23 protein-coding genes and 1 pseudogene are annotated in these 26,915 nt (G+C 61.3%); 15 read left to right on the forward strand and 9 right to left on the reverse strand.

Features of this window, described 5'->3' with window-relative positions:
• The 3 genes and pseudogenes from BLU85_RS31450 to BLU85_RS19750 form a co-directional block, all read right to left on the reverse strand.
• Nucleotides 1–118, reverse strand: a pseudogene (locus BLU85_RS31450) (IS110 family transposase); the annotation flags it as partial.
• 304 nt (nucleotides 119–422) lie between these two features.
• Nucleotides 423–1,052: a response regulator gene (locus BLU85_RS19745; RefSeq protein ID WP_003177702.1), complete on the reverse strand. Its 630-nt coding sequence runs from the start codon at nucleotides 1,050–1,052 to the stop codon at nucleotides 423–425.
• Between the two features lie 114 nt (nucleotides 1,053–1,166).
• Complete coding sequence (locus tag BLU85_RS19750; protein ID WP_092202653.1) at nucleotides 1,167–3,563, reverse strand: PAS domain-containing sensor histidine kinase; 2,397 nt, start codon at nucleotides 3,561–3,563, stop codon at nucleotides 1,167–1,169.
• Nucleotides 3,564–3,637: 74 nt separating this feature from the next.
• On the opposite strand from BLU85_RS19750, the gene BLU85_RS19755 reads away from it, so the two are divergent.
• The gene (locus tag BLU85_RS19755) at nucleotides 3,638–4,630 is read left to right on the forward strand and encodes an alpha/beta hydrolase family protein (protein ID WP_092202655.1); all 993 of its coding nucleotides are present in this window, start codon (nucleotides 3,638–3,640) and stop codon (nucleotides 4,628–4,630) included.
• A gap of 31 nt (nucleotides 4,631–4,661) precedes the next feature.
• On the opposite strand, the gene BLU85_RS19760 is transcribed toward BLU85_RS19755, so the two are convergent.
• The 3 genes from BLU85_RS19760 to BLU85_RS19770 are packed head-to-tail and all read right to left on the reverse strand — an operon-like array spanning nucleotide 4,662 to nucleotide 7,124.
• Complete coding sequence (locus BLU85_RS19760; RefSeq protein WP_092202657.1) at nucleotides 4,662–5,429, reverse strand: TerB family tellurite resistance protein; 768 nt, start codon at nucleotides 5,427–5,429, stop codon at nucleotides 4,662–4,664.
• A gap of 1 nt (nucleotide 5,430) precedes the next feature.
• A complete protein-coding gene (gene murU / locus BLU85_RS19765; RefSeq protein ID WP_092202659.1) occupies nucleotides 5,431–6,102 on the reverse strand; it encodes an N-acetylmuramate alpha-1-phosphate uridylyltransferase MurU in 672 nt (223 codons plus the stop codon).
• A complete protein-coding gene (locus BLU85_RS19770) occupies nucleotides 6,099–7,124 on the reverse strand; it encodes an aminoglycoside phosphotransferase family protein (protein WP_092202661.1) in 1,026 nt (341 codons plus the stop codon). The genes murU and BLU85_RS19770 overlap by 4 nt, the downstream gene beginning before the upstream one ends.
• Nucleotides 7,125–7,254: 130 nt before the next feature.
• Here BLU85_RS19770 and BLU85_RS19775 point away from each other — a divergent pair, with 130 nt between their 5' ends.
• From BLU85_RS19775 to BLU85_RS19825, 11 genes are all read left to right on the forward strand, one after another.
• Nucleotides 7,255–10,077 carry an LPS-assembly protein LptD gene (locus BLU85_RS19775; protein WP_092202663.1) on the forward strand — a complete coding sequence of 941 codons (2,823 nt, stop codon included), beginning with the start codon at nucleotides 7,255–7,257 and terminating at the stop codon, nucleotides 10,075–10,077.
• Nucleotides 10,058–11,374, forward strand: a complete 1,317-nt coding sequence (surA, locus tag BLU85_RS19780; RefSeq protein WP_139197104.1) for a peptidylprolyl isomerase SurA — start codon at nucleotides 10,058–10,060, stop codon at nucleotides 11,372–11,374. The genes BLU85_RS19775 and surA overlap by 20 nt, the downstream gene beginning before the upstream one ends.
• Nucleotides 11,371–12,360: a 4-hydroxythreonine-4-phosphate dehydrogenase PdxA gene (pdxA, locus tag BLU85_RS19785; protein WP_092202667.1), complete on the forward strand. Its 990-nt coding sequence runs from the start codon at nucleotides 11,371–11,373 to the stop codon at nucleotides 12,358–12,360. Before surA ends, pdxA begins: the two co-directional genes overlap by 4 nt.
• On the forward strand, nucleotides 12,357–13,175 hold the full coding sequence (gene rsmA / locus BLU85_RS19790; RefSeq protein WP_092202669.1) for a 16S rRNA (adenine(1518)-N(6)/adenine(1519)-N(6))-dimethyltransferase RsmA: 819 nt from the start codon (nucleotides 12,357–12,359) through the stop codon (nucleotides 13,173–13,175). Before pdxA ends, rsmA begins: the two co-directional genes overlap by 4 nt.
• A 116-nt stretch (nucleotides 13,176–13,291) precedes the next feature.
• Entirely contained in the window at nucleotides 13,292–13,672 is a 381-nt protein-coding gene (gene apaG, locus BLU85_RS19795; RefSeq protein ID WP_053125932.1) for a Co2+/Mg2+ efflux protein ApaG, read from the forward strand.
• Nucleotides 13,672–14,547 (forward strand): symmetrical bis(5'-nucleosyl)-tetraphosphatase, encoded by an 876-nt coding sequence (locus BLU85_RS19800; protein WP_092202671.1) that lies wholly within the window; start codon nucleotides 13,672–13,674, stop codon nucleotides 14,545–14,547. Before apaG ends, BLU85_RS19800 begins: the two co-directional genes overlap by 1 nt.
• 32 nt (nucleotides 14,548–14,579) lie before the next feature.
• Entirely contained in the window at nucleotides 14,580–14,909 is a 330-nt protein-coding gene (gene glpE / locus BLU85_RS19805) for a thiosulfate sulfurtransferase GlpE (protein ID WP_092202673.1), read from the forward strand.
• Between the two features lie 299 nt (nucleotides 14,910–15,208).
• Nucleotides 15,209–17,131: a PrkA family serine protein kinase gene (locus BLU85_RS19810; protein ID WP_053125937.1), complete on the forward strand. Its 1,923-nt coding sequence runs from the start codon at nucleotides 15,209–15,211 to the stop codon at nucleotides 17,129–17,131.
• A 113-nt stretch (nucleotides 17,132–17,244) separates the two neighbouring features.
• Nucleotides 17,245–18,516, forward strand: a complete 1,272-nt coding sequence (locus tag BLU85_RS19815; protein ID WP_003206179.1) for a YeaH/YhbH family protein — start codon at nucleotides 17,245–17,247, stop codon at nucleotides 18,514–18,516.
• Entirely contained in the window at nucleotides 18,513–20,078 is a 1,566-nt protein-coding gene (locus BLU85_RS19820; RefSeq protein ID WP_092202675.1) for a SpoVR family protein, read from the forward strand. The genes BLU85_RS19815 and BLU85_RS19820 overlap by 4 nt, the downstream gene beginning before the upstream one ends.
• A 63-nt stretch (nucleotides 20,079–20,141) precedes the next feature.
• On the forward strand, nucleotides 20,142–21,368 hold the full coding sequence (locus tag BLU85_RS19825) for a multifunctional CCA addition/repair protein (RefSeq protein WP_092202678.1): 1,227 nt from the start codon (nucleotides 20,142–20,144) through the stop codon (nucleotides 21,366–21,368).
• A gap of 150 nt (nucleotides 21,369–21,518) precedes the next feature.
• Here the strand turns inward: BLU85_RS19825 and folK are convergent, their stop codons facing one another.
• Complete coding sequence (gene folK, locus BLU85_RS19830) at nucleotides 21,519–22,037, reverse strand: 2-amino-4-hydroxy-6-hydroxymethyldihydropteridine diphosphokinase (protein WP_092202680.1); 519 nt, start codon at nucleotides 22,035–22,037, stop codon at nucleotides 21,519–21,521.
• Nucleotides 22,028–22,381 carry a dihydroneopterin aldolase gene (gene folB, locus BLU85_RS19835; protein ID WP_039590767.1) on the reverse strand — a complete coding sequence of 118 codons (354 nt, stop codon included), beginning with the start codon at nucleotides 22,379–22,381 and terminating at the stop codon, nucleotides 22,028–22,030. Before folB ends, folK begins: the two co-directional genes overlap by 10 nt.
• A gap of 74 nt (nucleotides 22,382–22,455) precedes the next feature.
• Here folB and plsY point away from each other — a divergent pair, with 74 nt between their 5' ends.
• Nucleotides 22,456–23,025: a glycerol-3-phosphate 1-O-acyltransferase PlsY gene (plsY, locus tag BLU85_RS19840; protein WP_060740351.1), complete on the forward strand. Its 570-nt coding sequence runs from the start codon at nucleotides 22,456–22,458 to the stop codon at nucleotides 23,023–23,025.
• Between the two features lie 8 nt (nucleotides 23,026–23,033).
• Here the strand turns inward: plsY and tsaD are convergent, their stop codons facing one another.
• Nucleotides 23,034–24,059 carry a tRNA (adenosine(37)-N6)-threonylcarbamoyltransferase complex transferase subunit TsaD gene (tsaD, locus tag BLU85_RS19845; protein ID WP_092202682.1) on the reverse strand — a complete coding sequence of 342 codons (1,026 nt, stop codon included), beginning with the start codon at nucleotides 24,057–24,059 and terminating at the stop codon, nucleotides 23,034–23,036.
• Between the two features lie 199 nt (nucleotides 24,060–24,258).
• On the opposite strand from tsaD, the gene rpsU reads away from it, so the two are divergent.
• Both rpsU and dnaG read left to right on the forward strand, forming a co-directional pair.
• Nucleotides 24,259–24,474, forward strand: coding sequence for a 30S ribosomal protein S21 (gene rpsU, locus BLU85_RS19850; RefSeq protein WP_002551877.1), 216 nt, complete (start codon nucleotides 24,259–24,261; stop codon nucleotides 24,472–24,474).
• Between the two features lie 478 nt (nucleotides 24,475–24,952).
• Complete coding sequence (gene dnaG / locus BLU85_RS19855; protein WP_092202684.1) at nucleotides 24,953–26,911, forward strand: DNA primase; 1,959 nt, start codon at nucleotides 24,953–24,955, stop codon at nucleotides 26,909–26,911.
• Nucleotides 26,912–26,915: the final 4 nt, after the last annotated feature.

A 26,915-nucleotide genomic window follows, 5' to 3' on the forward strand; every position in this document is an offset into this window, starting at 1 on the left:
CCGCTTTGTTGTTGGGAATCGCTTCCAGTACATCAAGTTCGGCGTGATAGATCACCAGTTCGTTCTTGGCGACATCCACGCCCACCATCGGCTTTGTGACAGAAACCGGCATTGCCATTGAAAATTCTCCGGGCTAAGGTTTGAACACTTGAAGGGTTCTCCCAGAGACGCAGGCTTGTTCCTATCGTCGGTTTAGGCCAGATGCATTCTTTATCGGCGCTTGGGTGAAAGGAGGAGGGGCGAAATCTCCCACGGTCTGTACTGCGGCTAACAGTCAGAATCGAGCCTTGTCCCTCCTCCTCCCTTCAAGTCCTACCATACAAGCGAGCTTGCTCGCGATAGCGGAGTGTCAGCCAACATCAATATTGAATGTGCCGCCGCCATCGCGAGCAAGCTCGCTCCCACAGAGGGCGTGCTGTAGCTCAGAGCAACTTGTGCTCCATCGCATATTTCACCAACTCCGCCAATGAGGTGATGTTGAGTTTCTGCATCAGCCGCGCCTTGTGGGTGCTGATGGTCTTGCTGCTCAGGGCCAGTTGCTGGGCGATGTCATTGACGTTGGCGCCCTGGGCCAGGCGTTCGAAAACCGAGAATTCACGCTCGGACAGCAGCGAGTGCAGCGGTCGCGTGTCAGTCAGGCCGACTTCGAAGACCATGCGGTCGGCCAGGTCCGGGTCGATGTAGCGCCCGCCGGCCGCGACCTTGCGAATCGCCATGAGCAGCAGGGCCGGGTCGCTGTCCTTGGTTGCGTAGCCTGCGGCGCCGACCTTCAGGGCACGGGCGGCCATTTGCGCCTCGTCATGCATCGACAGCACCAGGATGGCTGGCGGATTGTTCAACGCCCGGATCCGCGGGATCGCCTCCAGGCCGTTGACGCCCGGCATGGAAATATCCAGCAGCACCACTTCGCAGGGCACGTGGCGCAGGGTCTCGAGCAACTGCTCGCCATTGCTCGCCTCCCCCACCACCAGCAGATCCTTGGCCAGGCCGATCAACTGCTTGATACCTTCGCGGACGATGGTGTGGTCTTCGGCTACCAGTACACGGATCACATTGCTCTCCAGATTCAGGATCTCATCGCGAGCAAGCTCGCTCCCACAGGTACACCTTGATCGATGTGGGAGCGAGCTTGCTCGCGATAGCGTCAGCCCAGGCAACCCAAACCATCAGGCCTCATTCAACGGCACCCGCACCGACAGGGTGGTGCCCTCCCCCGGCTCGCTTTCCAGGGTCAACTGTCCACCCATGATCAGCACCCGTTCACGCATGCCGACCAGGCCAAAGGACGTTGGTCGGCTCGTATCGGCAATAAATCCTACACCGTCGTCGCTGACGGTCAGACATAAATCAGCGCCTTGCTGAACCAGCGTCAACTCCACAGTATGCGCCTGGGCATGGCGCATCACGTTGGTCAACGCCTCCTGGAGAATCCGGAACAGGCCGATGGCCTTGGCGTCACTCAGGGGCGGCAGGTTGTCCGGTACCTGCACCAGGCAAGGAATCTGCGTTCGCGCCTCGAAGCGCCGGGCCTGCCATTCGATGGCCGAGGCGATGCCGGCATCCAGGATTGGCGGGCGCAACGCCGTCGCCACATCCCGCACCAGCTGGAACAACTGAGCAATCAGGCGCTTCATGCTGTTAAGCCGCTCATGCAGGCCCGGGTCGAGTTGCGCGTAGGCCAATTCACACATGGAAGTTTCAAGCTTCAACACCGTCAGCATCTGGCCCAGCTCATCGTGGACTTCACGGGCAATACGCGCTTTTTCCTCTTCCCGTACGCTTTCCAGGTGCGCCGACAACTCGCGCAACTGCTCCCGGGAACGGGCCAATTCCAGTTCGATGCGCTTGCTGTCGGTGATGTCCCAGACGATACCGTCCCAGACATAGGCGCCATCTTCGAGACGCCGAGTGATCGCCTTGATCTCGGCCCAACGCTCCTGGCCTTCGCGGGTCAGGATGCGGCCCTGCCATGACCAGTCACTGTCGGTATCCAGCGCCTGGTCCTGGGTGCGGTGATAATCGGCCTTGTCCTGCGGATGCACCAGACTGCGCAGCCCGGTGTCGCTGCGGGCCAGGGTTGCAGGGGAATAACCCACCAGGCTTTCGCTGCCTTCGCTGATGTAGGCAAAGTCGATCTGGCCGGTCACCGGCGCCCGCTCCAGGCGAAAGACCAGGCCCGGCACATTGGCGGCGATGCCTTGCAGCCGCGCCTCGCTTTCGCGCAACGCCGCCAGCGCACGGCGACGCTCGGTCACATCATTGAGGTAGACCACCAGGTATTCGGCGTCGCGAAAACGCAGGAAGCTCAGGGAAACGTCGGTCGGCAGGATGCTGCCATCGGCTCGCACGCACTCGGTTTCGAAGCTCAGCGGCCCCTCTTCACTGGCCCGGGCGCGCTTCCACAGGTTCAACCAGCGGTCCATGTGCAAGCCCGGCTCGAAGTCGATCAAGGGCCGCTCGATGATGGCGCCCGAGGCGTAGCCGAGCATGGTTTCAGCCGCTCGGTTGGCATACCGCACGTGGCTGTCCCAATTGACCCACAGGATGCCGACCGTGCTTTGATCGATGGAGAACTGGGTCAGGCGCAAGGCTTCTTCGCTGGCCGCACGCTGGGCGATGTCCTCTCGGGCAGCACGCAGGCGGCGCTCCAGTGCGCGTTGCTGGCGGCGCTGCCAGAACACGATGGCGACACTGCTGAGCAGCAGGGCCAGGATCAACAGGGTCAGGTTCTGCCAGAAACCCGGGGTCTCGGTCAGGCGCGGGTATTTTGGCTTGAGCCAACGGCTGTGCAGTTGCTCCAGCTCCTTGGCCGGGATTGCCTGCAAACCTCTGTCGATGATTTCTGCCAGCTCCGGCCAGTCCCGGCGTGTGGCGACCCGTAGCAACTGCGGCAGGCCAATGTCGCCTACCACCGCCAGCTCGGAGAATTCGGGCTCGACCATCAACCGACCCAGTTGCGCCTCGTCGACTACCGCGTACCGGGCCTGCTGGGTCAGCAGCAATTGCAGGGCCTCGCGCTCCATCGGCACGCCTTGCAGGTTCAGCGTCGGGTAGTTGCTGCGCAGGTAATCGGCCGTGGCACTGGGCATGCGCACCGCGACGCGGGCCTGGGCGTCGAGCTTTTCCAACTCCACCCCCTCGGCGCCTTTTTGCGCGCCGACGATCAATTGCGGCACGCGCATGTAGGGATCGGAAAACTGCCAGAGCTTGAGCCCGCCCGGGGATTGGGTCAGGCCCGGAGCGATGTCCACCTCGCCGGCACGCACCGCGGCTTCCAGTTGCGCCACGTCCTGGAAGTTGCGCCAGGTCAGCTCGACGTTCAACGCCTTGCCCAGCCATTGCATCAACTCGACATTGGTGCCGGACAAACGCTGCAAGCGCCGGTCGTATTGCGCATAGGGCGCCTGCAAGACCAGGCCGACCCGCCACTGCGGATGTTGCACCAGCCATTGGCGCTGTTCTGCATTCAATTGCACCCCTGGCGCCGACGGCGCGGGCGCGGCCCACGCCATCAAGGGAAGCCATAAACAGCCGATAACCCACAGGCAGCAAAAACGCATCATTGAAGTCTCATGCACTGACAAATACTGACCAACCCATTAGGCTGCCGGAAATACTTCTGGTCATGGAATATCCGATGCCCTCTGTTTATCGCCTGGCGTTGCCAGCATTGTGCCTATCGCTGATCCTGCCAAGTGCCTTTTCTGTCCAGGCCAGCGAAACGGCCCCCGCCGCCGAGCAACCCGCCGGGGAAAAACCTGTCGAGCGCCAGCCTCTGCTCGAGCGTAGCCAGGAAGAAGCGGCCGCACTTGGACGAAAAGTCCCGCCCCAGGAACAGCAGCAGTTGCAGACCGGCAGCGATACTTTCCTGGCACTGTGGAAACCGGCCAATACCAGTGACCCCAGAGGCGCGGTCATCATCATCCCCGGTGCCGGCGAAACCGCTGACTGGCCTCAAGTCGTCGGCCCATTACGCAAAAAGTTGCCCGATGTTGAATGGAGCAGCCTGAGTATCACCCTGCCGGACCTGCAAAGCGATGTCATTGCTCCTCGCGTGGAGGAAACCGCGCCCGAGACCAAGCCGGCCGACACCGCTGCCGCGGCACCGGACGCGACCACTTCGGCGCCGATCGAACAGGTCGCCGGCGGCGAAGCCGATGCGGTGGATCCGGTCGTTGCGCAAACCGATGAAGAACATGCCAAGGCCGACGCCGAGCGCATCTTCGCCCGCATCGATGCGGCGCTGGCCTACGCCGAACAGCAAAGCGCACGCCGTATCGTGCTACTGGGCCATGGCACCGGCGCCTACTGGGCCGCGCGTTACTTGAGTGAAAAGCAACCCTCGCAAGTCGAGCGCTTCGTGATGGTGGCTGCGCAGACGCCGGTCACTGCCAAGCCCGGCCTGGCCGAACTGACCCCGACCTTGAAACTGGCGACCGCCGATATTTTCTACATGGACAAACCGCTGGATCGCAACGCGGCGCTGGAGCGCCTGCAGGCGAGCAAACGCTTGAAAGGTTCGACCTTCAGCCAGGTATCCCTCAAGGCCCTGCCGAACCCGTCGGCGGAGCAGGAGCAGTTGTTCCGTCGGGTCCGGGGTTGGTTGAATCCGCAGAAGCCGGGGGAGTGAGGCTGACTGCTGGCCCCTTCTCCCCCGGAAGCTAGCGAAAATCCCGTCGCTCGCGAATCAACCGATAGGCGTTATGCAGCTCTCGGGTTTTGTCGGTGGCTTCACGCACCTGCAAGGGCGTCGCCCCGCTGCCGGCAATCTTGTCCGGGTGATGACGGCTGAGCAGTCGCCGGTAGGCACGCTTGATCTGCGACGGTTCGCTGGTGGCCGAAACCCCCAGCAAGCGCAAGGCCTCCTGATAGGTCACGCCGGCGTTGGGCCGCGACAGTTTCTGCGGTTCGTAATCAGCCGCCAGCGCCTGGACCTGTTGCGGCGTCCAGCCCAACCAGCGACCCCATTGGGCCACCAGCTCCCGCTCGGCGAGCCCGGCACGCCCATCGGCCCAGACCATCCGCCAACAGGCGCGCAATACCCCTTCAGCCGCATGGGGCTGGACGGCCAGGCGACGCATGTAACCGCGCAACCGATCGTTTCCGGACTTGCCCCGGTTGAACGCCGCGATCGCCCGGCGCTGTGCCGATTCACTCAAGTCCAACGCCCGCATCTCCTGGCGAGCCTGCTGGATGTGGCCGTCGACCACGCGCCCATCGCATTTGGCCAGGCGCCCGAGCAATACGAACAACAATTCATCGTTGCGCAACGCCGGGCGGCCGCCCAGGCGCTCGCGTACTTGCGCCCAGCCCTGCAGGTTCAGGCGCCGGTCCAGCGCCTGCCCCAACAACGCGCCAAGCATGGCCCCCGGAATGCTGGCGATGGCAAAGCCCGCCCCGGCTCCAATCAGAGTCCCTGGCCACCACATATCAACCGCTCGCTTCTATCAAGGTTTCGACCTGCGCCAAACGCTCATGGGTGCCGACATCGACCCAATGCCCTTTCAGGTGCTCGCCACTCACGCCCCCCTCGGCCATGGCCGTGCGCAACAGCGGTGCGAGCTTGAAGGCACCGTCTGTGCAACCGTCGAACAACCGCGGGTGCAGGACGGCGATGCCGCTATAGGTCAGGTTGTCGGCAGGCGTTCGCCCATCGTGAACCTTTCCGTCGGCCAGGATGAAATCGCCGTCCGGGTGATGCTCTGGATTATCGACAAGTACCAGGTGCGCCAGCCCTTTGAGCGGCCTGCGCAACGCGCTGAAATCGTAGTCGGTCCAGATATCGCCATTGACCACCACAAACGCGTCATCGCCCAGCAACGGCAAGGCCCGGAAAATCCCTCCCCCGGTCTCCAGCGGCTCGCCTTCGGGTGAAAACCGGATGCTCACGCCAAAACCCGAACCGTCCCCCAGGTGATCCTCGATCTGCTGGCCGAGCCAGGCGTGATTGATCACGATCTCGCTGAACCCGGCCTTGGCGAGCGCCCGCAAGTGGTATTCGATCAAGGGAACGCCCCCCACGCGAATCAGCGGCTTTGGCGTGGTGAGGGTCAGGGGGCGCATGCGCTCACCCTTGCCCGCCGCCAGGATCATCGCCTTCATGCCGTTGCTCCGGCCGACCGCCGCAGGCTGCCAAGCAGCTCATCGAGCGGTGCCAGTTCAGGACGCCGGGCAATGACCGCTTCTATATAGGCAAAGAAACGCGGCACATCGCCGAGGTAACGTGGTTTGCCATCACGGTGGCAGATGCGCGCGAAGATCCCGATGACCTTGAGGTGACGCTGCACGCCCATCAAGTCGCTGGCCCGCAGGAAATCCTCGAAGTCCGGCTGTACGGGAATGCCAAGGACGCCAGCCTGCTGCCAGTAACGCTCCAGCCAACCGCGCACACGCGCCTCGGGCCAACTGAGGAAGGCATCCTTGAACAGGCAGGTCACGTCGTAGGTCACCGGGCCATAGACCGCATCCTGAAAGTCCAGCACACCGGGGTTCGGTACGCTGAGCATCAGATTGCGCGGCATGTAGTCGCGGTGCACCAGCACTTTGGGCTGGGCCAGGGCGCTGTCGATCAACAGTTCGCTGGCCTGTTGCCAGAGTTGCTGCTGGGCCGGATCGAATTCGATGCCCAGCTCGCGCTTGACGTACCACTCGGGAAACAATTCCAGCTCCCGACGCAGCAACGCGACATCGTAGCTCGGCAACGGCGCGACCATCGGCAGTTGCTGGAAAGCCAACAAGGCTTGCAAGGCATCACCGAATAAATCGTCGGCATTTTCGCCGTCGATCACGTCCAGGTAGGTCTTTTTGCCCAGGTCATTGAGCAAAAGAAAGCCGCGCTCAAGGTCTTCGGCATAAATTTTCGGCACGTTGATGCCGGATTTCGCCAGTAAAAAAGCAATATCCACGAAGGGTTTGCAGTTTTCCTGGGGCGGTGGCGCGTCCATCACGATCAAACTGCGGCCCTCGCCTTCCCAGCGGAAATACCGCCGGAAACTCGCGTCACTGCTGGCGGCGGTCAACGTGGCCGGGGGTACGGTGCCCCAGCCCTGTTGAGTGAAAAGGATCGGCAGTTGTTCATCGAGCCAAACTTTCAGGTGTTGCAAGCGTACATCTTGGTCGGGCATTGCAAGGGTCTCCGACGGCGCTAGCCGTCAAGCGGGTCATGCTTTATTATCCAGCATCTTTTTCAGACCATCGAGAGGCGTGCGGCCCACACCGCGGGCAGATGGCACGCAGGAAGCCCGGACTAATAAGATGGCATTGAAATCCCCCGCGTTTCGTAAAAAATTTCCGTTGCTGGTCACCGGCAGTCTGCTGGCCCTGCAACCCCTGGCCTCTTCATTCGTCGTCGCGGCGCAGCAGTATGACTGCTCCGTCTCCGCTTCGGGTGCCTGGGACTGTGCACCCAAGACACCGGCCGCCGCGTTGCCGCCGCGGCCCGTGCATGAAGGCAGTGCGGTTTCCGACAGCGGCGCGGCGCCAGCCGACAGCAGTTCGGGCGAGGAAGCCGGCGAAAAGCCGATGCTCGTTACCGAAGCCAAGGGCCGCGGCCTGAAGTCGCGCAGTGCAGACTACAGCCACCTGGATTGGGTTCCACGAGAGAACCTCACCCCGGCGCAACTGGCTGAAACCGGTCCTTACTGCGCCGGCGCCTATATCGAGCCTTCTCGTCCCGGCATGAACGACAAGACGGCCAAGAGCGATGCCCCGACGTTCCTCGGCGCCAAGGCTTCCCGCTATGAGCAGGAACAGCAAGTGGCGACCCTGGCCGGCGACGTGGTCATGCGCCAGGGCAGCATGCAGGTCGAGGCCGACGAGGCCAGCCTGTACCAGGCCGAGAACCGTGGCGAGCTGAGCGGCAACGTGCGGGTTCGCGACAACGGTGCGCTGATCGTCGGCGACCACGCCGATGTACAGCTGGACACTGGCGAAGCCAAGGTCGACAACGCCGAATACGTGATGCACAAGTCGCGCATCCGCGGTAACGCGCTGTACGCCAAGCGTGCCGAGAACGCGATCATCCGCCTCAAGGATGGCACGTACACCACGTGCGAACCGGGCAGCAACGCCTGGACGCTCAAGGGCAACAACATCACCCTGAACCCGGCCACCGGCTTCGGCACCGCGACCAACGTGACGCTGCGGGTCAAGGACTTCCCGGTCCTGTACACGCCGTACATCTACTTCCCGATCGACGACCGTCGCCAGTCCGGCTTCCTGCCGCCGACCATCGGCAGTGGCAGCGATACCGGGTTCCTGCTGGTCACTCCGTACTACTTCAACCTGGCGCCGAACTACGACGCCACGTTGTACCCGCGCTACATGGGCAAGCGTGGCCTGTTGATGGAAGGCGAATTCCGCTACCTGACCAAGTCCAGCGAAGGTCAGTTCGGTGCCGCGTACCTCAACGACGAAGAAGACGAACGCGCCAAGCAGACCGACTACAGCAAGACCCGCTACATGTACAACTGGCAGCACAAGGGCGGCCTGGATTCGCGCATAGCGACGGAAGTCGACTACACCAAGATCAGCGACCCTTACTACTTCCAGGACTTGCAGAGCGACCAGATCGGTGTCGAGTCCAGGGACTATGTGAACCAGCAGGGTGCGGTCAGCTATCGCGGCGACACGTATACGGCGCGCTTGAACGTCCAGGCCTATCAGATGGCCACGATCTCGAACATCACGCCTTATGACCGCTTGCCACAGATCACCTTCAACGGTGCGTTGCCGCAGCATCCGGGTGGCTTGGATTTCGCCTATAACACTGAGTTCGTGCGGTTCGATCGTGATTTGAGAACCGGTCGTTACAAGGATGAAAACGGCGGGCCTACAAATGCTGATGGGACTATCGGAACCCCGTTCCTAGACACCAACGTCCGCGGCCTGGCCCGTGCCACCGGCGACCGGATGAATCTGGCCCCTGTCATGAGCCTGCCAATGAGTACGAGCTATGGTTTTATCAAGCCGTCGCTCAAGTATCAGTACACTCAGTATGATCTCGACCTGGATAATCGGGGCAAGGCCGATGTCGCCGCACAAACGGCTGAACAGGACCGCCTGAACGGTACCTATAGCCGCAACCAGAGCCGTGGCGTACCAATCGCAAGCATCGACAGCGGCCTGTACTTCGACCGCGATACCCAGTGGTTCGGCAAGAATTATCGCCAGACGCTGGAGCCACGCCTGTACTACCTCTACGTACCGGAGAAAGACCAGAGCGACATTCCTGTCTTCGATACCAGCGAAAGCACCTTCAACTATTCCTCGCTGTTCCGGGATAACCGCTTCAGCGGCTCCGACCGTGTCGGCGACGAAAACAAGTTGTCCCTGGGCGTGACCAACCGCTGGATTCAGGAAGACGGCTTCGAACGCCAGCGCATCAGCGTCGGCCAGGCCTTCTACTTCAAGGACCGCGAAGTCCAACTGCCGGGTATCGACTACAAGACGCGTGAAGATGCGCACTCCAGCGTCTCTCCTTACGCCCTGGAATACGAATACCGCTGGAACCGCGACTGGCGTACCACGGCCGACTACAACTGGGACCCGGACACCCACAGCCCGCGCTCGGGCAGTGCGATGTTCCACTACCAGCCGGAAGACAACCCGAACAAGGTCATCAACGCCGGTTATCGCTATCGCAACGACCTGGTCCGTTACGACCAGAACACGGGTACGTGGCAAGTGGGCGGCGGCGACTACGGCACTCCGGGCACCCCTGGCTACGTGAAGGACTACTACAAGATCAAGCAGCACGACTTCTCGGTCATCTGGCCGATCGTGCCGCAGTGGAACGCCATCAGCCGCTGGCAGTATGACTACAACCGCAACCGTACCCTGGAAGCCTTCGGTGGTTTCGAATACGACAACTGCTGCTGGAAACTGCGCCTGATCAACCGTTACTGGGTCGACTATGAAGAGTTCAGTCAAGCCGCCCCGGAAAACGAAAAAGGCGACCACGGCGTCTTCCTACAAATTGTTCTGAAGGGACTCGGCGGCCTCACCGGCGCCAAGGTAGAGAGTTTCCTCGACAAAGGCATCCAAGGTTATCGTGAACGTGAAGAACAAGCTTTCTGATTGTCTGCGCCCGCTGATGCTGGGCGCGCTGTTCCTGGGTACCGCGGCCAACGCCGCGGTACAGTCCATCGACAAGGTCGTGGCCATCGTCGACAACGACGTGGTCATGCAGAGCCAGCTGGACCAGCGCGTCCACGAAGTTCAGCAAACCATCGCCAAGCGCGGTGGAGGCCTGCCGCCACCAGGCGTACTGGACCAGCAAGTGCTCGAACGCCTGATCGTCGAAAACCTGCAACTGCAGATCGGCGAGCGTTCCGGCATTCGCATCACCGATGAAGAGCTGAACCAGGCCGTCGGCACCATTGCCCAGCGCAACAACATGAGCATCGACCAGTTCCGCGCCGCCCTGGCTCGCGACGGCCTCTCCTACGAGGACGCCCGCGATCAGATCCGTCGCGAAATGGTCATCAGCCGTGTGCGCCAGCGCCGTGTCGCCGAACGTATCCAGGTATCGGAGCAGGAAGTGAAGAATTTCCTCGCCTCCGACCTGGGCAAGATGCAGCTTTCCGAAGAGCTGCACCTGGCGAACATCCTGATTCCTACCCCGGAAAGCGCCAACTCCGAAGCCATCCAGAGCGCTTATCGCCAGGCAATGGATGTCTACCAGCAGCTCAAGCAAGGCGCTGATTTCAGCCAGATGGCCATCGCCAAATCGGGCAGCGACAACGCCCTGGAAGGCGGCGACATGGGCTGGCGCAAGCCCGCTCAACTGCCGCCTCCGTTCGACCGTGAACTGAGTGCCATGGCCGTGGGCGACATCACCCAGCCAGCACGTACCCCAGGCGGCTTCATTATCCTGAAAGTGCTGGAAAAGCGCGGTGGCGGAACCCAGGTCCGTGACGAAGTGCATGTTCGCCACATCCTGATCAAGCCAAGCGAGATTCGCAGCGAAGCCGAGACCAAGCGCCTGGCGGAAAAACTCTACGACCGCATCGAAGCGGGCGAAGACTTCGCCGAACTGGCGAAGAGTTTCTCCGAAGACCCGGGGTCGGCCCTCAACGGCGGCGATCTGAACTGGGTTGACCCGAATGCACTGGTTCCCGAGTTCCGCCAGGTCATGGCCAGTACCCCGCAAGGCCAACTGTCCAAGCCGTTCAAGAGCCCCTATGGCTGGCACGTACTGGAAGTCCTTGGCCGTCGCGCCACCGACAGCACCACCCAGGCGCGCGAACAGCAGGCAATGACCGTACTGCGCAATCGCAAATATGACGAAGAGCTGCAAACCTGGCTGCGTCAGATTCGCGACGAAGCCTACGTTGAAATCAAACTTCCTGGTGCAGACCAGGCAGCGCAGTGAAACCCAAGCGTTTCGCGCTGACACCCGGCGAACCAGCCGGCATCGGTCCCGACCTGTGCCTGCTGCTCGCCTCGCACCCCCAGCCGTATCCTCTGATTGCCATCACCAGTCGCGACCTGCTCCTTGAACGGGCCGCGCAACTGGGGGTGGCCGTCGACCTGTTGCCGGTGACGCCGCAGGCCTGGCCGGATGCCCCGGCACCCGCCAACAGCCTGTATGTCTGGGATACGCCCTTGGGCGCCCCGGTCGTCACCGGGCAGCTGGACAAGGCCAACGCCGCGTTCGTCCTGCAAACCCTGACCCGCGCCGGCCAAGGCTGCCTGGACGGGGCGTTCGCCGGCATGATCACCGCACCGGTGCACAAGGGCGTGATCAATGAATCCGGGATTGCCTTTTCCGGACATACCGAATTCCTGGCGGACCTGACCCATACCACGCAAGTGGTGATGATGCTCGCCACCCGCGGCCTGCGTGTGGCGCTGGTGACCACTCACCTGCCCTTGCGGGACATCGCCGACGCCATCACCCCGGAACGCCTGGAGCGGGTCACGCGCATCCTGCACGCCGATCTCCAGGAAAAATTCGGCATCGCCCGGCCACGCATCCTGGTCTGCGGGCTCAATCCCCATGCCGGCGAAGGCGGGCATCTGGGCCGTGAAGAAATCGACATCATCGAACCCACTTTGGAGCGCTTGCGCAGCGAGGGCATGGACCTGCGTGGCCCGCTGCCTGCCGACACTCTGTTTACCCCCAAATATCTGGAGCACTGCGATGCGGTGCTGGCGATGTACCACGACCAGGGCCTGCCCGTGCTGAAGTACAAAGGCTTCGGCGCGGCAGTCAACGTGACGTTGGGCCTGCCGATCATCCGTACCTCCGTGGACCATGGCACCGCCCTGGACCTGGCCGGCAGCGGCAAGATCGATACCGGCAGCCTGCAAGTCGCCCTGGAAACCGCCTACCAGATGGCCGAGACCCATTTATGACCGAGCAATACCAACACCGCGCGCGCAAGCGCTTCGGCCAGAACTTCCTGCATGACGCTGGCGTGATCGATCGTATCCTGCGCTCTATCCGGGCCAAGCCCGATGACCGCCTGCTGGAAATCGGGCCGGGCCAGGGCGCCCTGACCGAGGGCCTGCTCGACAGCGGCGCGCAACTGGACGTGGTGGAACTGGACAAGGACCTGGTCCCGATCCTTAACCAGCAGTTCGCCGGCAAGAGCAATTTCAACCTGCACCAGGGCGACGCGCTGAAGTTCGACTTCAATAGCCTGAATGCCGCGCCGAACAGCCTGCGGGTGGTGGGAAACCTGCCGTACAACATCTCCACACCGCTGATCTTCCATCTGCTGAGCAACGCCAGCCTGATCCGCGACATGCACTTCATGCTGCAGAAGGAAGTGGTCGAGCGCCTCGCCGCCGGCCCTGGCGGTGGCGATTGGGGTCGCCTGTCGATCATGGTCCAGTACCATTGCCGGGTCGAACACCTGTTCAACGTCGGTCCGGGTGCATTCAACCCGCCGCCGAAAGTCGATTCGGCCATCGTCCGCCTGGTACCTCATGCCGTCCTGCCGCACCCGGCCAAGGATCATCGCCTGCTGGAGCGGGTGGTGCGCGAAGCGTTCAACCAACGCCGCAAAACCTTGCGCAACACCTTGAAACTGTTGCTCAGCAGCGCTGAAATCGAAGCCGCCGGCGTCGACGGCAGCCTGCGCCCCGAGCAACTGGACCTGGCGGCTTTCGTACGCCTGGCCGACAAGCTCAGCGAACAGGTCGCCCCGCAAGCCGACGCCAACTGAACGGGTGACAAGCGCTATCGGGCAGTACGCCAGTCTGGTCTACTACCCGATACTTGGCCTAGACTGATCTCCTGAGTCGCGCCCGCGTCCCGCTTCGTTTTTAAGGCCTTATTTGCATGTCTGATCCTCGTTACCAGGTCGACGTCAGCGTCACCACCCGTTTTCTGGCAGAACAGTCGCAACCCGAGCATGACCGCTTCGCCTTCGCCTACAGCATTACCGTGCGCAACAACGGCTCCTTGCCGGCCAGGCTGCTGTCGCGGCACTGGGTCATCACCGATGGCGACGGCCATGTCGAAGAAGTGCGTGGTGAAGGCGTTGTCGGCCAGCAGCCGTTGATCGACGCCGGTAAAAGCCACAGCTACAGCAGCGGGACCGTGATGACCACCAAGGTCGGCACCATGCAGGGTACCTACCAGATGCTGGCCGAGGACGGCACGCGCTTCGACGCTGTCATCAAGCCCTTTCGCCTGGCCGTGCCCGGAGCGCTGCACTAATGGCCACGTATGCGGTCGGCGATCTGCAAGGCTGCCTCGATCCGCTCAAATGCCTATTGGAACGCGTCGCCTTCGATCCCCGGGAAGACACGCTGTGGCTGGTGGGTGACCTGGTCAACCGTGGCCCGCAATCCCTTGAGACATTGCGTTTTCTCTACGGCATCCGCCAGTCGCTGGTGTGCGTGCTCGGCAACCACGACCTGCACCTGTTGGCCGCCTGGCAGAACATCGAGCGCCTGAAAAAATCCGACACCTTGAGGGAAATCCTCGACGCCCCCGATTGCGTTGAACTGCTGGAGTGGCTGCGCCAGCAAAAGCTCATACACTACGACGAGGCACGCAACCTGGCGCTGGTCCATGCCGGCATCCCGCCCCAGTGGTCCCTGCGCAAAGCGCTCAAGTGCGCCGGCGAGGTGGAACAGGCCCTGCGCGACGACAATCTGTTCGCGCCCTACCTGGATGGCATGTACGGCAACGAGCCGGTCAAGTGGGACAACGACCTCACCGGCAGCGCTCGCCTTCGCGTCATCACCAATTATTTCACACGCATGCGTTTCTGCACCCGCGACGGCAAGCTCGACCTCAAGGGCAAGGAAGGCATCGAGACCGCCCCCCCCGGCTATGCCCCCTGGTTCAAGCACAGCGAGCGCAAGACCCGTCACCTGAAAATCATTTTCGGGCACTGGGCGGCACTGGGAGGTCAATGCGACGAACCCGGCGTCTTCGCCCTCGATACCGGCTGCGTGTGGGGCAGCGCCATGACGCTGATGAACGTCGACACGGGCGAGCGTCTGCGTTGCGATTGCGACGAACAGGGCCACGCCAGAATCCATCACCCGACCGCTGCACCATTGCCGGCCGGCACCGCCGTTTGACCGGCGTTGCGCTCAAGCTACAGGAGTCCCTCATGACCGAATTCAAACGCATCCCACCCGAACAAGCCCATGCCCTGCGCGAGCAAGGCGCGGTCGTCGTCGACGTTCGCGACCCAGCCACGTTTGCGGCTCTGCACATCAGTGGCGCCAAGCACCTGGATAACCATTCCATCGCCGACTTCATCCGTGCCGCCGACCTCGATGCGCCGACCGTCGTGGTCTGCTATCACGGCAACTCCAGCCAGAGCGCAGCCGCCTATCTGATCAGCCAGGGCTTCACCGATGTCTACAGCCTGGACGGTGGTTTTGAGTTGTGGCGCGTGACGTATCCTGCAGAAACAGCGCAAGGCGCCGCCGAATAATTTTTTATCCCGGCCAAGCCCGCGTGAACCGTGGGCTTGAGCGATGGCAGACGAACGGTCTGCCACAACTAATTACGTATTCCACCTTTACCTCCGCGATTCCGAACTATCCTTAGCCTCAGGCCATCCAAAACAGGGGAGAGCCGGTACACCGGCGCGCGGGTCATCGGGAGTCAGCTTTCAGGAGCCTGCATTCTTGAAAGCATTCTGGGGGGTAAACGGCAACTGGGTTCCCAGCGGCTGTCCAGCATCGACTGATTGATCCGACACCGGCTCCACGTATCGAGCGAGGTGACGTCATGAGCATTTTTAGCCACTTCCAGCAACGTTTCGAGTCCACGCGGCAAGAGGAATACTCGCTGCAGGAATACCTCGAACTCTGCAAGCAGGACCGCAGTGCCTATGTGTCAGCTGCGGAGCGTCTGTTGCTGGCCATCGGAGAACCGGAGCTGCTGGATACCTCGACCAACTCGAGGCTCTCGCGCATCTTCTCCAACAAGGTGATTCGCCGCTATCCGGCCTTTGCGGACTTCCACGGGATGGAAGAATGCATCGAACAGATCGTGTCCTATTTCCGCCATGCCGCCCAAGGCCTGGAAGAGAAGAAACAAATCCTTTATCTGCTCGGCCCCGTGGGTGGCGGTAAATCGTCCCTGGCCGAAAAACTCAAGCAACTGATTGAGAAAGTGCCCTTCTATGCCATCAAGGGCTCGCCGGTGTTCGAATCGCCCCTGGGGCTGTTCAATGCCACGGAGGACGGCGCGATCCTCGAGGAAGACTTCGGTATTCCACGCCGCTACCTCAATACCATCATGTCGCCATGGGCGACCAAGCGCCTGGCCGAGTTCGGCGGTGATATCAGCCAGTTCCGGGTGGTCAAGCTCTACCCCTCGATCCTCAACCAGATCGCGGTAGCCAAGACCGAGCCGGGGGACGAAAACAACCAGGACATCTCGGCCCTGGTGGGCAAGGTCGATATCCGCAAGCTGGAAGAATTCCCACAGAACGACGCCGACGCCTACAGTTACTCGGGCGCGCTGTGCCGGGCCAACCAGGGCCTGATGGAGTTCGTCGAAATGTTCAAGGCACCTATCAAGGTGCTGCACCCGCTGCTGACCGCCACCCAGGAAGGCAACTACAACAGCACCGAGGGCCTGGGGGCTATTCCGTTCACCGGCATCCTGCTGGCGCACTCCAACGAGTCGGAATGGCATACCTTCCGCAACAACAAGAACAACGAAGCCTTCATCGACCGGATCTATATCGTCAAGGTGCCGTACTGCCTGCGAGTGACCGACGAGGTGAAGATCTACGACAAGCTGCTGTTCAACAGCTCGCTGTCCAAGGCTCATTGCGCCCCCGACACCCTGAAGATGCTGGCCCAGTTCACGGTGCTGTCGCGTCTCAAGGAGCCGGAAAACTCCAATATCTATTCGAAGATGCGTGTGTACGACGGTGAGAACCTCAAGGACACCGATCCGAAGGCCAAGTCGATCCAGGAATACCGCGACAACGCCGGCGTCGATGAAGGGATGAACGGGCTGTCCACACGCTTCGCGTTCAAGATCCTGTCCAAGGTCTTCAACTTCGACCCCCACGAAATTGCCGCCAACCCGGTTCACCTGCTGTATGTGCTGGAACAGCAGATCGAACAGGAACAGTTCCAGGCCGAAACCCGCGAGCGCTACCTGCGCTTCCTCAAGGAATACCTGGCCCCGCGCTACATCGAGTTCATCGGCAAGGAAATCCAGACGGCGTACCTGGAGTCCTACAGCGAATACGGCCAGAACATCTTCGACCGCTACGTGCTGTACGCAGACTTCTGGATCCAGGACCAGGAATACCGCGACCCGGAAACCGGCGAAATACTCAATCGCGTGGCCCTCAACGAGGAACTGGAAAAAATCGAGAAACCGGCGGGCATCAGCAATCCGAAGGATTTCCGCAACGAAATCGTCAACTTCGTACTGCGCGCCCGGGCCAACAACAACGGCAAGAACCCAACCTGGCTCAGCTATGAAAAGCTGCGGGTGGTCATCGAGAAGAAAATGTTCTCCAACACCGAAGACCTGCTGCCCGTCATCAGCTTCAACGCCAAGGCCAGCAAGGAGGACCAGCAAAAACACAACGATTTTGTCACACGCATGGTCGAACGTGGCTACACCGACAAACAGGTACGACTGCTTTCCGAGTGGTACCTGCGGGTCCGGAAATCGCAGTAAGCAGCGGCAAGCTTCTAGCTACAAACTGCAAGGGAGCGGCGTCGAGCCCAGGGCTCGGCGCCACGCCCCTTACGGCTTGAGGCTTACGACTTGAAGCTCCCCTGGAGGGGCCTATGAGCTATGTGATCGACCGACGCCTTAATGGCAAGAACAAGAGCACGGTGAACCGCCAGCGGTTTCTGCGGCGTTACCGTGACCACATCAAGAAGGCCGTCGAAGAGGCGGTCAGCCGGCGTTCCATTACCGATATGGAACACGGCGAACAGATCAGCATCCCCGGCCGCGACATCGACGAGCCGGTGCTTCACCATGGTCGCGGCGGAAAACAGACCGTCGTACACCCTGGTAACAAGGAATTCACCAGTGGCGAGCACATCCCCCGGCCCCAGGGCGGCGGTGGCGGCAAGGGCCCTGGCAAGGCCGGCAACTCCGGCGAAGGCATGGATGAGTTTGTCTTCCAGATCACCCAGGAGGAATTCCTGGAGTTCATGTTCGAGGACCTGGAGCTGCCGAACCTGGTCAAGCGCAACCTGACCGGGACCGACACCTTCAAGACCGTGCGTGCCGGTATCAGCAATGAAGGCAACCCGTCACGCATCAACATCATCCGCACCCTTCGTTCGGCCCACGCCCGGCGCATCGCGCTATCGGGCAGCAGCCGGGCCAAATTGCGCGAAGCCAAGGAAGAACTGGCTCGCCTGAAACGCGAAGAACCCGACAACTTCGGCGACATTCAGGACCTGGAAGCGGAAATCGAGAAACTCAGCGCACGCATCCACCGCGTTCCGTTCCTCGATACGTTCGACCTCAAGTACAACCTGCTGGTGAAACAGCCAAACCCCAGCTCCAAGGCGGTGATGTTTTGCCTGATGGACGTTTCCGGCTCCATGACCCAGGCCACCAAGGACATCGCCAAGCGCTTCTTCATCCTGCTGTACCTGTTCCTGAAACGGAACTACGACAAGATCGATGTGGTGTTCATCCGCCACCACACCAGCGCCCGGGAAGTGGACGAGGAGGAGTTCTTCTACTCCAGGGAAACCGGCGGCACCATTGTCTCCAGTGCCTTGAAGCTGATGCAGGAAATCATGGCCGAACGCTACCCCGCCAACGAATGGAACATCTATGCGGCCCAGGCGTCGGACGGTGACAACTGGAACGACGATTCACCGATCTGCCGTGACATCCTGATCAACCAGATCATGCCGTTCGTCCAGTACTACACCTATGTGGAAATTACTCCACGGGAACACCAGGCGTTGTGGTACGAATACGAACGGATTGCCGAAGCATTTTCCGACACATTCGCCCAACAGCAACTGGTCTCGGCCGGGGATATCTACCCGGTCTTCCGTGAACTCTTCCAGCGCAGGTTAGTGACATGACCGCCAAAAAAGAGCAGAAACGCCAGCCCATTTCCACCGGCTCCGAATGGACATTCGAGCTGATCAAGGCCTACGACCGCGAAATCAGCCGTATCGCGGACCGTTATGCCCTCGACACCTACCCGAACCAGATCGAGGTGATCACCGCCGAGCAAATGATGGACGCCTACGCGTCGGTCGGCATGCCGCTGGGCTATCACCACTGGTCCTACGGCAAGCACTTCCTCAGCACCGAGAAATCCTACAGCCGCGGCCAGATGGGGCTGGCCTATGAGATCGTGATCAATTCCGACCCCTGCATCGCCTACCTGATGGAGGAAAACACCATCTGCATGCAGGCCCTGGTGGTGGCGCATGCCTGCTACGGGCACAACAGCTTCTTCAAGGGCAACTACCTGTTCCGCACATGGACCGATGCCAGTTCGATCATCGATTACCTGGTGTTCGCCAAGCAGTACATCATGCAATGCGAGGAGCGCCACGGTATCGACGCGGTGGAGGACCTGCTGGACTCCTGCCATGCCCTGATGAACTACGGCGTGGACCGCTACAAACGACCGTATCCGATTTCCGCCGAAGAAGAACGCCGGCGCCAGAAGGACCGCGAAGAACACCTGCAAAAGCAGATCAACGATCTTTGGCGCACCATTCCCAAGGGCGCGGACAAGTACAACGAAAAAGACAATGCCCGCTTCCCTGCCGAGCCCCAGGAGAACATTCTCTATTTCATTGAAAAACATGCGCCGCTGCTGGAACCGTGGCAGCGGGAAATCGTGCGCATCGTGCGCAAGATCGCCCAGTACTTCTATCCACAGCGCCAAACCCAGGTAATGAACGAAGGCTGGGCCACGTTCTGGCACTACACGCTGATGAACAACCTGTACGACGAAGGCCTGGTCACCGACGGCTTCATGATGGAGTTCCTGACGTCACACACCAGCGTGGTGTTCCAACCTGGCTTCGACAGCCCGTACTACAGCGGCATCAATCCTTACGCACTGGGTTTCGCCATGTACCGCGACATTCGGCGCATGTGCGAAAACCCCACCGAGGAAGATCGTCGCTGGTTCCCGGAAATCGCCGGTTCGGACTGGTTGTCCGCCATTAAATTCGCCATGAGCAGCTTCAAGGACGAAAGCTTCATCCTGCAGTACCTTTCGCCCAAGGTGATTCGCGACCTGAAACTGTTCAGCATCCTGGATGACGACCAGAAAGATGACCTGGTGGTACCTGCCATTCACGATGAGAGCGGCTATCGCATCATCCGCGAAACCCTGGCGGCGCAGTACAACCTGGGTAATCGCGAGCCCAATGTACAGATCTACAGCATCGACCGCCGCGGAGACCGCTCGCTGACACTGCGGCACCAGGCGCACAACCGCAAACCACTGGGGGACTCCACCGATGAAGTGCTCAAGCACCTGCATCGCCTTTGGGGCTTCGACATCCACCTGGAAACCCTGCAAGGCGACCAAGTGATGAAAACCCACCATGTCCCTCCCAAAGGCGAACAAGCCGAAGGCGATTATGGCCGCCTGGACCTGGCCGTCATTCATCTTTGATCCCGTTTTCGCCTCCGGACGTCTGACGCAAAGGTTATCCTGTCGGACCAACGGAGGTTTTTTATGCAGATCTATAAAGTTGGCGGCGCCGTACGCGATCGCCTGCTGGGCATTCCCGTCACCGACGTCGATTGGGTCGTGGTGGGAGCCACCGCCGAGGAAATGCTCGCCAAGGGTTTTCGCCCCGTGGGGGCCGACTTTCCGGTATTCCTCGACCCGAAGACCGGCGAGGAATACGCCCTCGCCCGCACCGAGCGCAAGAGCGGCCGCGGCTATGGCGGCTTCGTGTTCCATGCCAGCCCTGAAGTCACCCTGGAAGAAGACCTGGTCCGCAGGGACTTGACCATCAACGCCATGGCTGAAGATGAACTTGGCAACCTGACCGATCCGTACCACGGCCAGCGCGATTTGGAAGCCCGGGTGCTGCGTCACGTTTCCCCCGCTTTCGCCGAAGATCCGCTCAGAGTCCTGCGGGTTGCCCGCTTTGCCGCCCGTTATGCGCCGCTGGGTTTCAAGGTGGCGGGCGAAACCCTTGAACTGATGCGCCAGCTCAGCGAGTCCGGCGAACTGGAGGCGTTGACGGCCGAGCGCAGTTGGAAAGAAATTTCCCGCGCGCTGATGGAAAAGCAACCACAGGTATTTATTCAGGTCTTACGCGACTGCACAGCCCTCAGGGTCTTGATGCCCGAAGTCGACGCGCTGTTCGGCGTGCCACAACCTGAAGCCCATCACCCGGAAATCGATACCGGTGTCCATACCCTGAGCGTGCTGGAACAGGCAGCACGGCATCAACAGCCGCTAACGGTCCGCTGGGCCTGCCTGCTCCATGACTTGGGTAAAGGCCTGACGCCCCAGCACGAATGGCCGCGACACATCGCTCATGAGCACACGGGCTTGAAGCTGATCAAAGCCGTCAGCGAGCGCTTCAAGGCGCCGCGCGACTGTCAGGAACTGGCGCTATTGGTGGGCCAATACCACACACATGGTCATCGCGCGCTTGAACTGAAGGCATCTACTCTGCTTGAGCTGCTACAAAGTTTTGATGTGTACCGTCGGCCCCAGCGCTTCGAGGAATTCATCGCGGCCTGCGAGATGGACGCTCGGGGGCGCAAGGGGCTTGAGCAGCGAAGTTATCCACAGGCTGACTATCTGCGTGGCGCCGCAGCAGCGGCCCGCGCGGTGGCGGTGCAGCCTTTGCTGGAGAAAGGCTTCAAGGGGCCGCAGCTGGGTGAGGCGATCAAGCGTGAGCGGCTCAAGGCGTTGAAAGCCTATAAGGAAGCGGCGAGCTGACGGGAGGTCGTGTCAGTTTGCATTTTTGCTGGATGTTCCGCCGTCATCGCGAGCAAGCTCGCTCCCACAGTGACTCTCAGTGGACACATGTCTTGTGTTCGACTGAAATCCTCTGTGGGAGCGAGCCTGCTCGCGATAGCGGCAGGCGCTTCAGCGCAGATTCGATGGCGTAAGCTGCTGGCCGCGCCACTCGAAAGCCACCGGCGCCAGCACCTGGTCGATCTGCGCTTCTTCCCACAACGTGGCAAAGCGCTTGCCCACGCCCGGGTGAATCCGATCCGGCGCGATCAACGACAAAGGCCACAGGACGAAGGCGTTCTTGAGGATTTCCGCACGCGGCAGGATCAGCCCATCGAAGTTGCCGACCTGTTCGCCATACAACAACACGTCGATATCCAGTGGCAGTCCCTTGCGGTCTGGCGCATAACGACCGTTGTCCGCCTCGATGAACTTGAGGCGACGATCCAACTCCATCAGCGGCAGGTCCGTGAAGGCCGAGACGACAAAATTGAAGAACGGCCCGCTCTTGATCCCCACTGGCTGGCTCTCGAACACGGCCGAACAGCGCATGTCCACGAGGAAGCCGGCCAAGGCCTCAAGACCGGCGCGCAAATGGGTTTCGCGCTCGATATTGCTGCCGAGCCCGAGAAAAACCTGAGTCAGCGACATCCGCGCTCGATCTCCACGCCAACGCCGCTGGCCGCCGGTACGGCGCCAGGCTTGGTCACTTTCAGACGCAGCCAGGTGATCTTGAACTCATCCATCAGCTCCTGGGCCAGTCGCTCGGCGAAGGTCTCGACCAACTGGAACTGCGCCTGCTCGGCAAACGCCTGGATGCGCGACGACACGCTGGCATAGTCGAGCGCCAGGGTCAGGTCATCACCCGCGGCCGCCGGGCGATTGTCCCAGGCGAAGCTCAGGTCAAGCCGCAGGCACTGCCGGATACCTCGCTCCCAGTCGTAGGCACCGATTACCGTGTCGACTTCCAGGCCCTCGATAAACACTCTGTCCAAGCACTCTTCTCCGCAGCACGACAAGGGCGCGATGCCCCGTTAGAATCAGGGCGTCCTCGCCCGGAATAGTTAGCATGTTTTGGTTACTGGCGATTCTCGCCTACCTGCTCGGCTCGCTGTCCTTCGCCATTTTGCTCAGCCGCCTGACCGGTCGCCCGGATCCGCGAATGAGTGGCTCAGGCAATGCCGGCGCCACCAACATGCTGCGCCTGGCCGGACGCAAGCTCGCCATCCTGACCCTGCTGGGCGACCTCTGCAAAGGCCTTGTCCCGGTATTGATCGCCAGCCTTGCAGGGCTCTCGTTGCAGCAACAGGCCTGGATCGGGGTTTGCGCCGTCATCGGCCACCTGTTCCCTCTGTACTTCCGCTTCCGTGGCGGCAAGGGCGTCGCCACCGCCGCCGGCATGCTGCTGGGCCTGTATCCGCCCGCCGCCCTGCTGGCTGTCTGTGCCTGGCTGCTGACGTTCTACCTGACCCGCACCAGCTCCCTGGCCGCGCTGATCGCCACACCGTTGACCCTGCCATTGCTGGCCTGGCAGGAGCCGGCGGCCTTGCTGCCAATGACCGTGCTGGTCGCACTGATCGTCTGGCGCCACCGGGGCAATCTACGCGACCTGTTCGCCGGGCGCGAACGGCATTTTTAAAGGCCGTTTCACAGGGGGGCCAACTGCTCCATGGGCCAGCGCGCCTGCACGCTGATTGCCAGGCTTTCCTGCTGGCCCGCCTGTAAACGCTGGCAGCCGGCAAAGGCAATCATCGCGCCGTTATCTGTGCAGAACTCCGGCCGGGCGTAGTAAACGTCGCCCTTCATGTCACCGAGCATTTTCTCCAGCGATGTGCGCAAGGCCTTGTTCGCACTCACGCCCCCGGCGATCACCAGGCGCTTGAGCCCGGCCTGCTTCAGGGCACGCTTGCACTTGATGGTCAAAGTCTCCACCACGGCCTGCTGGAACGCCAGCGAGATGTCGCAACGGGCTTGCTCACTGTCGTCCCCGGCGCTGACGCACTGCTGCCAGGTGTTCAGGGCGAAGGTCTTCAGCCCACTGAAACTGAAATCCAGGCCGGGACGGTCGCACATCGGCCGCGGGAACACGAAGCGTCCATCGGCCCCTTGGCTTGCAAGCCGGGAAATTTCCGGCCCACCGGGATAATTGAGCCCCATCATTTTCGCCGTCTTGTCGAATGCTTCACCGGCGGCATCGTCGAGGGTTTCGCCAAGCAGCTCGTATTGGCCGATGCCGTCGACCCGGATGAGCTGTGTATGGCCGCCCGATACCAACAAAGCGACCAACGGGAATTGGGGCGGTTGCGACTCCAGCATCGGTGCCAATAAATGGCCTTCCATGTGATGCACACCCAGGGCCGGAATCCCCCAGGCAAAGGCCAGCGCCTGGGCACAGGAAGCGCCAACCAGCAACGCGCCCACCAGCCCCGGGCCGGCGGTGTAGGCGATGCCGTCGATCTCGGTCGGCATGCAGCCGGCTTCGGCCAGGACCTGGCGGATCAAGGGCAGCATGCGCTTGACGTGATCGCGGGAGGCAAGTTCAGGCACCACCCCGCCGTAGGCGCGGTGCAGGTCGATCTGGCTGAACAGCGCATCGGCCAGCAGGCCGCGCTCACTGTCGTAAAGTGCGACACCGGTTTCGTCGCAGGAGGTTTCTAATCCCAGTACTAGCATGGGTTTGCGCCTTGTAGAGGCTGAATTCGAAGGCGCGCATAATAGTCGCCGCGTTGTGCCCCGACCAGCGGTTTTCGATCAGAGGCTTTGCATTCCGAGCGTTGAGGGGTTAACATCCGCAACCCTTAAAAACCGACGTCTTCAAGTGCTCTTTTGCCGCGAGGATGTTGACCCCGGTAATGAATGAAGGTAGCTCTGGATGCCAGCCGTCAAAGTAAAAGAGAACGAACCCTTCGACGTAGCTCTGCGTCGTTTCAAGCGCTCCTGCGAAAAAGCCGGTGTTCTGGCTGAAGTTCGTAGCCGCGAATTCTACGAGAAGCCGACTTCTGAGCGTAAGCGCAAGGCAGCAGCCGCTGTTAAGCGTCACGCCAAGAAAGTTCAGCGCGAACAGCGCCGCGCCGTACGCCTGTACTAATACACAGACGTCCGTAGCAAGCTTCTGCCAAGCCCGGCCTTCAAGCCGGGCTTATGGCATTTGCGGAATAACGCTTGATGCTTCACCGTCAAAGCCGCAGACGCGACCAAGACAACCGCTTCACCGCGTCAGACCTGGCTCTTTTGCCAGCGGTGCACGTCTTTCCTGACGAGCCTTCCAAGGCTACCGACGAGCACACCCTGATTCCTCTAACGACGATCAGCCCAAGGCACCCGCCTGCGTGCCCGCTTCATGAGCTATCCGTGGCCTGACCGGCCGTTACCGGACTCAGCGCAACACATTCAAACAGTCGAATACTGATAGTTATTAACGTCAGTGGATTATCGGCAGATACACTTCCCGACAGCGATGATGCAGACGACCCGGTCGAGCCACCGATTCAGCGTGTCTCAAACCCAGACCCGGTTACGCCTGCCGATTTCGGGTCCATATTTCGCGCAGTGATGATGAGAACGCCATGGCCGGGCTGATTCCCCAGAGCTTTATTGACGACCTCCTGAACCGCACCGACATCGTCGACGTGGTCAGCTCTCGCCTGCAAATGAAGAAAGCAGGCAAGAACTACACGGCCTGCTGTCCGTTTCACAAAGAGAAAACGCCCTCTTTCAGCGTCAGCCCCGACAAGCAGTTCTATTATTGCTTCGGTTGCGGCGCGGGCGGCAATGCCCTCGGCTTCCTCATGGACCACGACAACCTGGACTTCCCCCAGGCCGTCGAAGAACTGGCCAAAGCCGCCGGCATGGAAATTCCCCGCGAGGAAAGCGGTCGACCGCACAAGCCGCGCCAACCGACCGACTCACCGCTCTACCCACTGCTGACAGCGGCGGCCGATTTCTATCGCCAGGCCCTCAAGAGCCATCCGGCGCGCAAGGCCGCGGTGGATTATCTCAAGGGCCGCGGCCTGACTGGCGAAATCGCCCGGGATTTCGGCCTCGGCTTCGCCCCGCCCGGCTGGGACAACCTGTACAAGCATCTAAGCAGCGATACGCTGCAGCAGCGTGCCATGATCGACGCAGGCCTGCTGATCGAAAACGCCGAAACCGGCAAGCGCTACGACCGCTTTCGCGACAGGGTCATGTTTCCGATCCGCGACACGCGCGGGCGGATCATCGCCTTTGGTGGCCGGGTGCTGGGCGATGACAAGCCGAAGTACCTGAACTCCCCGGAAACCCCGGTATTCCATAAGGGCCAGGAACTCTACGGCCTGTACGAAGCGCGCAAGAACAACCGCAACCTCGACGAAATCATCGTCGTCGAGGGCTACATGGACGTGATAGCCCTGGCCCAGCAAGGCCTGCGCAACGCCGTCGCGACCCTGGGCACAGCCACCAGCGAAGAGCACATGAAGCGCCTGTTTCGCGTCGTGCCCAATGTGCTGTTCTGCTTCGACGGCGACCAGGCCGGTCGCAACGCCGCCTGGCGCGCACTGGAGGCTACCTTGCCGTGCCTGCAGGACGGCCGGCGGGCACGCTTCCTGTTCCTGCCCGAGGGCGAGGACCCGGACACCCTGGTGCGCTCCGAAGGCACCGACGCGTTCCGCGCGCGGATCAACCAGCACGCACAACCGCTGGCCGACTATTTTTTCCAGCAGTTGACCGAAGAAGCCGATCCACGCTCCCTCGAAGGCAAGGCCCACATGGCCACCCTCGCGGCGCCGCTGATCGACAAGGTGCCCGGCGCCAATCTGCGCACGCTCATGCGTCAGCGCCTGACCGAAATCACCGGGCTCAATAGCGAAGCGGTCAATCAACTGGTGCACAGCGCCCCCCAGGAGGCGCCGCCGGCGTATGACCCGGGCATCGATTACGACGCGATGCCGGATTTCGCCGACTATCATCAACCCCAGCAGGATTACGCCCCCCAGCAGGAATGGACGCCGAAAAAACCCGGCAGCGGCGGCAAGAAATGGGACAAGAAACCCTGGGACAAGAACGGCAAGCGCGGCGATCGCGACCAGCCACGTGCCCCGCGCGTGCCGGCCGCCGTCGAACCCCCGACACTGGCCGCCTTGCGCACCTTGCTGCATCACCCGCAACTGGCGGAAAAAGTAGAGGACGCAGGGCACTTCGCCGCCGAGGACCACAGCAATACGCAATTGCTGGTCGCTCTCCTTGAAGCCGTGCAGAAGAACCCCAAGCTAAACTCTTTCCAGTTGATCGCACGGTGGCACGGTACCGAGCAGGGACGCCTCTTGAAGGCCTTGGCCGAGAAGGAATGGCTGATTGATGGAGACAACCTTGAACAACAGTTTTTCGACACCATTACTAGCTTGTCCGCCCGCCAACGCGAGCGAAATCTGGAACAACTTCTGCGAAAAGCTCGCCAGAGCGAGTTGACCAGCGAAGAGAAAAACCAATTGCGCGACTTACTCAGCCGCAATGTTTGCGCATCAAACCCGACCTCAACTGGCGCGTGAGGTC

It is taken from the genome of Pseudomonas sp. NFACC14 (genome assembly GCF_900106885.1).
In the GTDB taxonomy this organism is placed as follows: Bacteria; Pseudomonadota; Gammaproteobacteria; order Pseudomonadales; family Pseudomonadaceae; genus Aquipseudomonas; species Aquipseudomonas fluorescens_AA.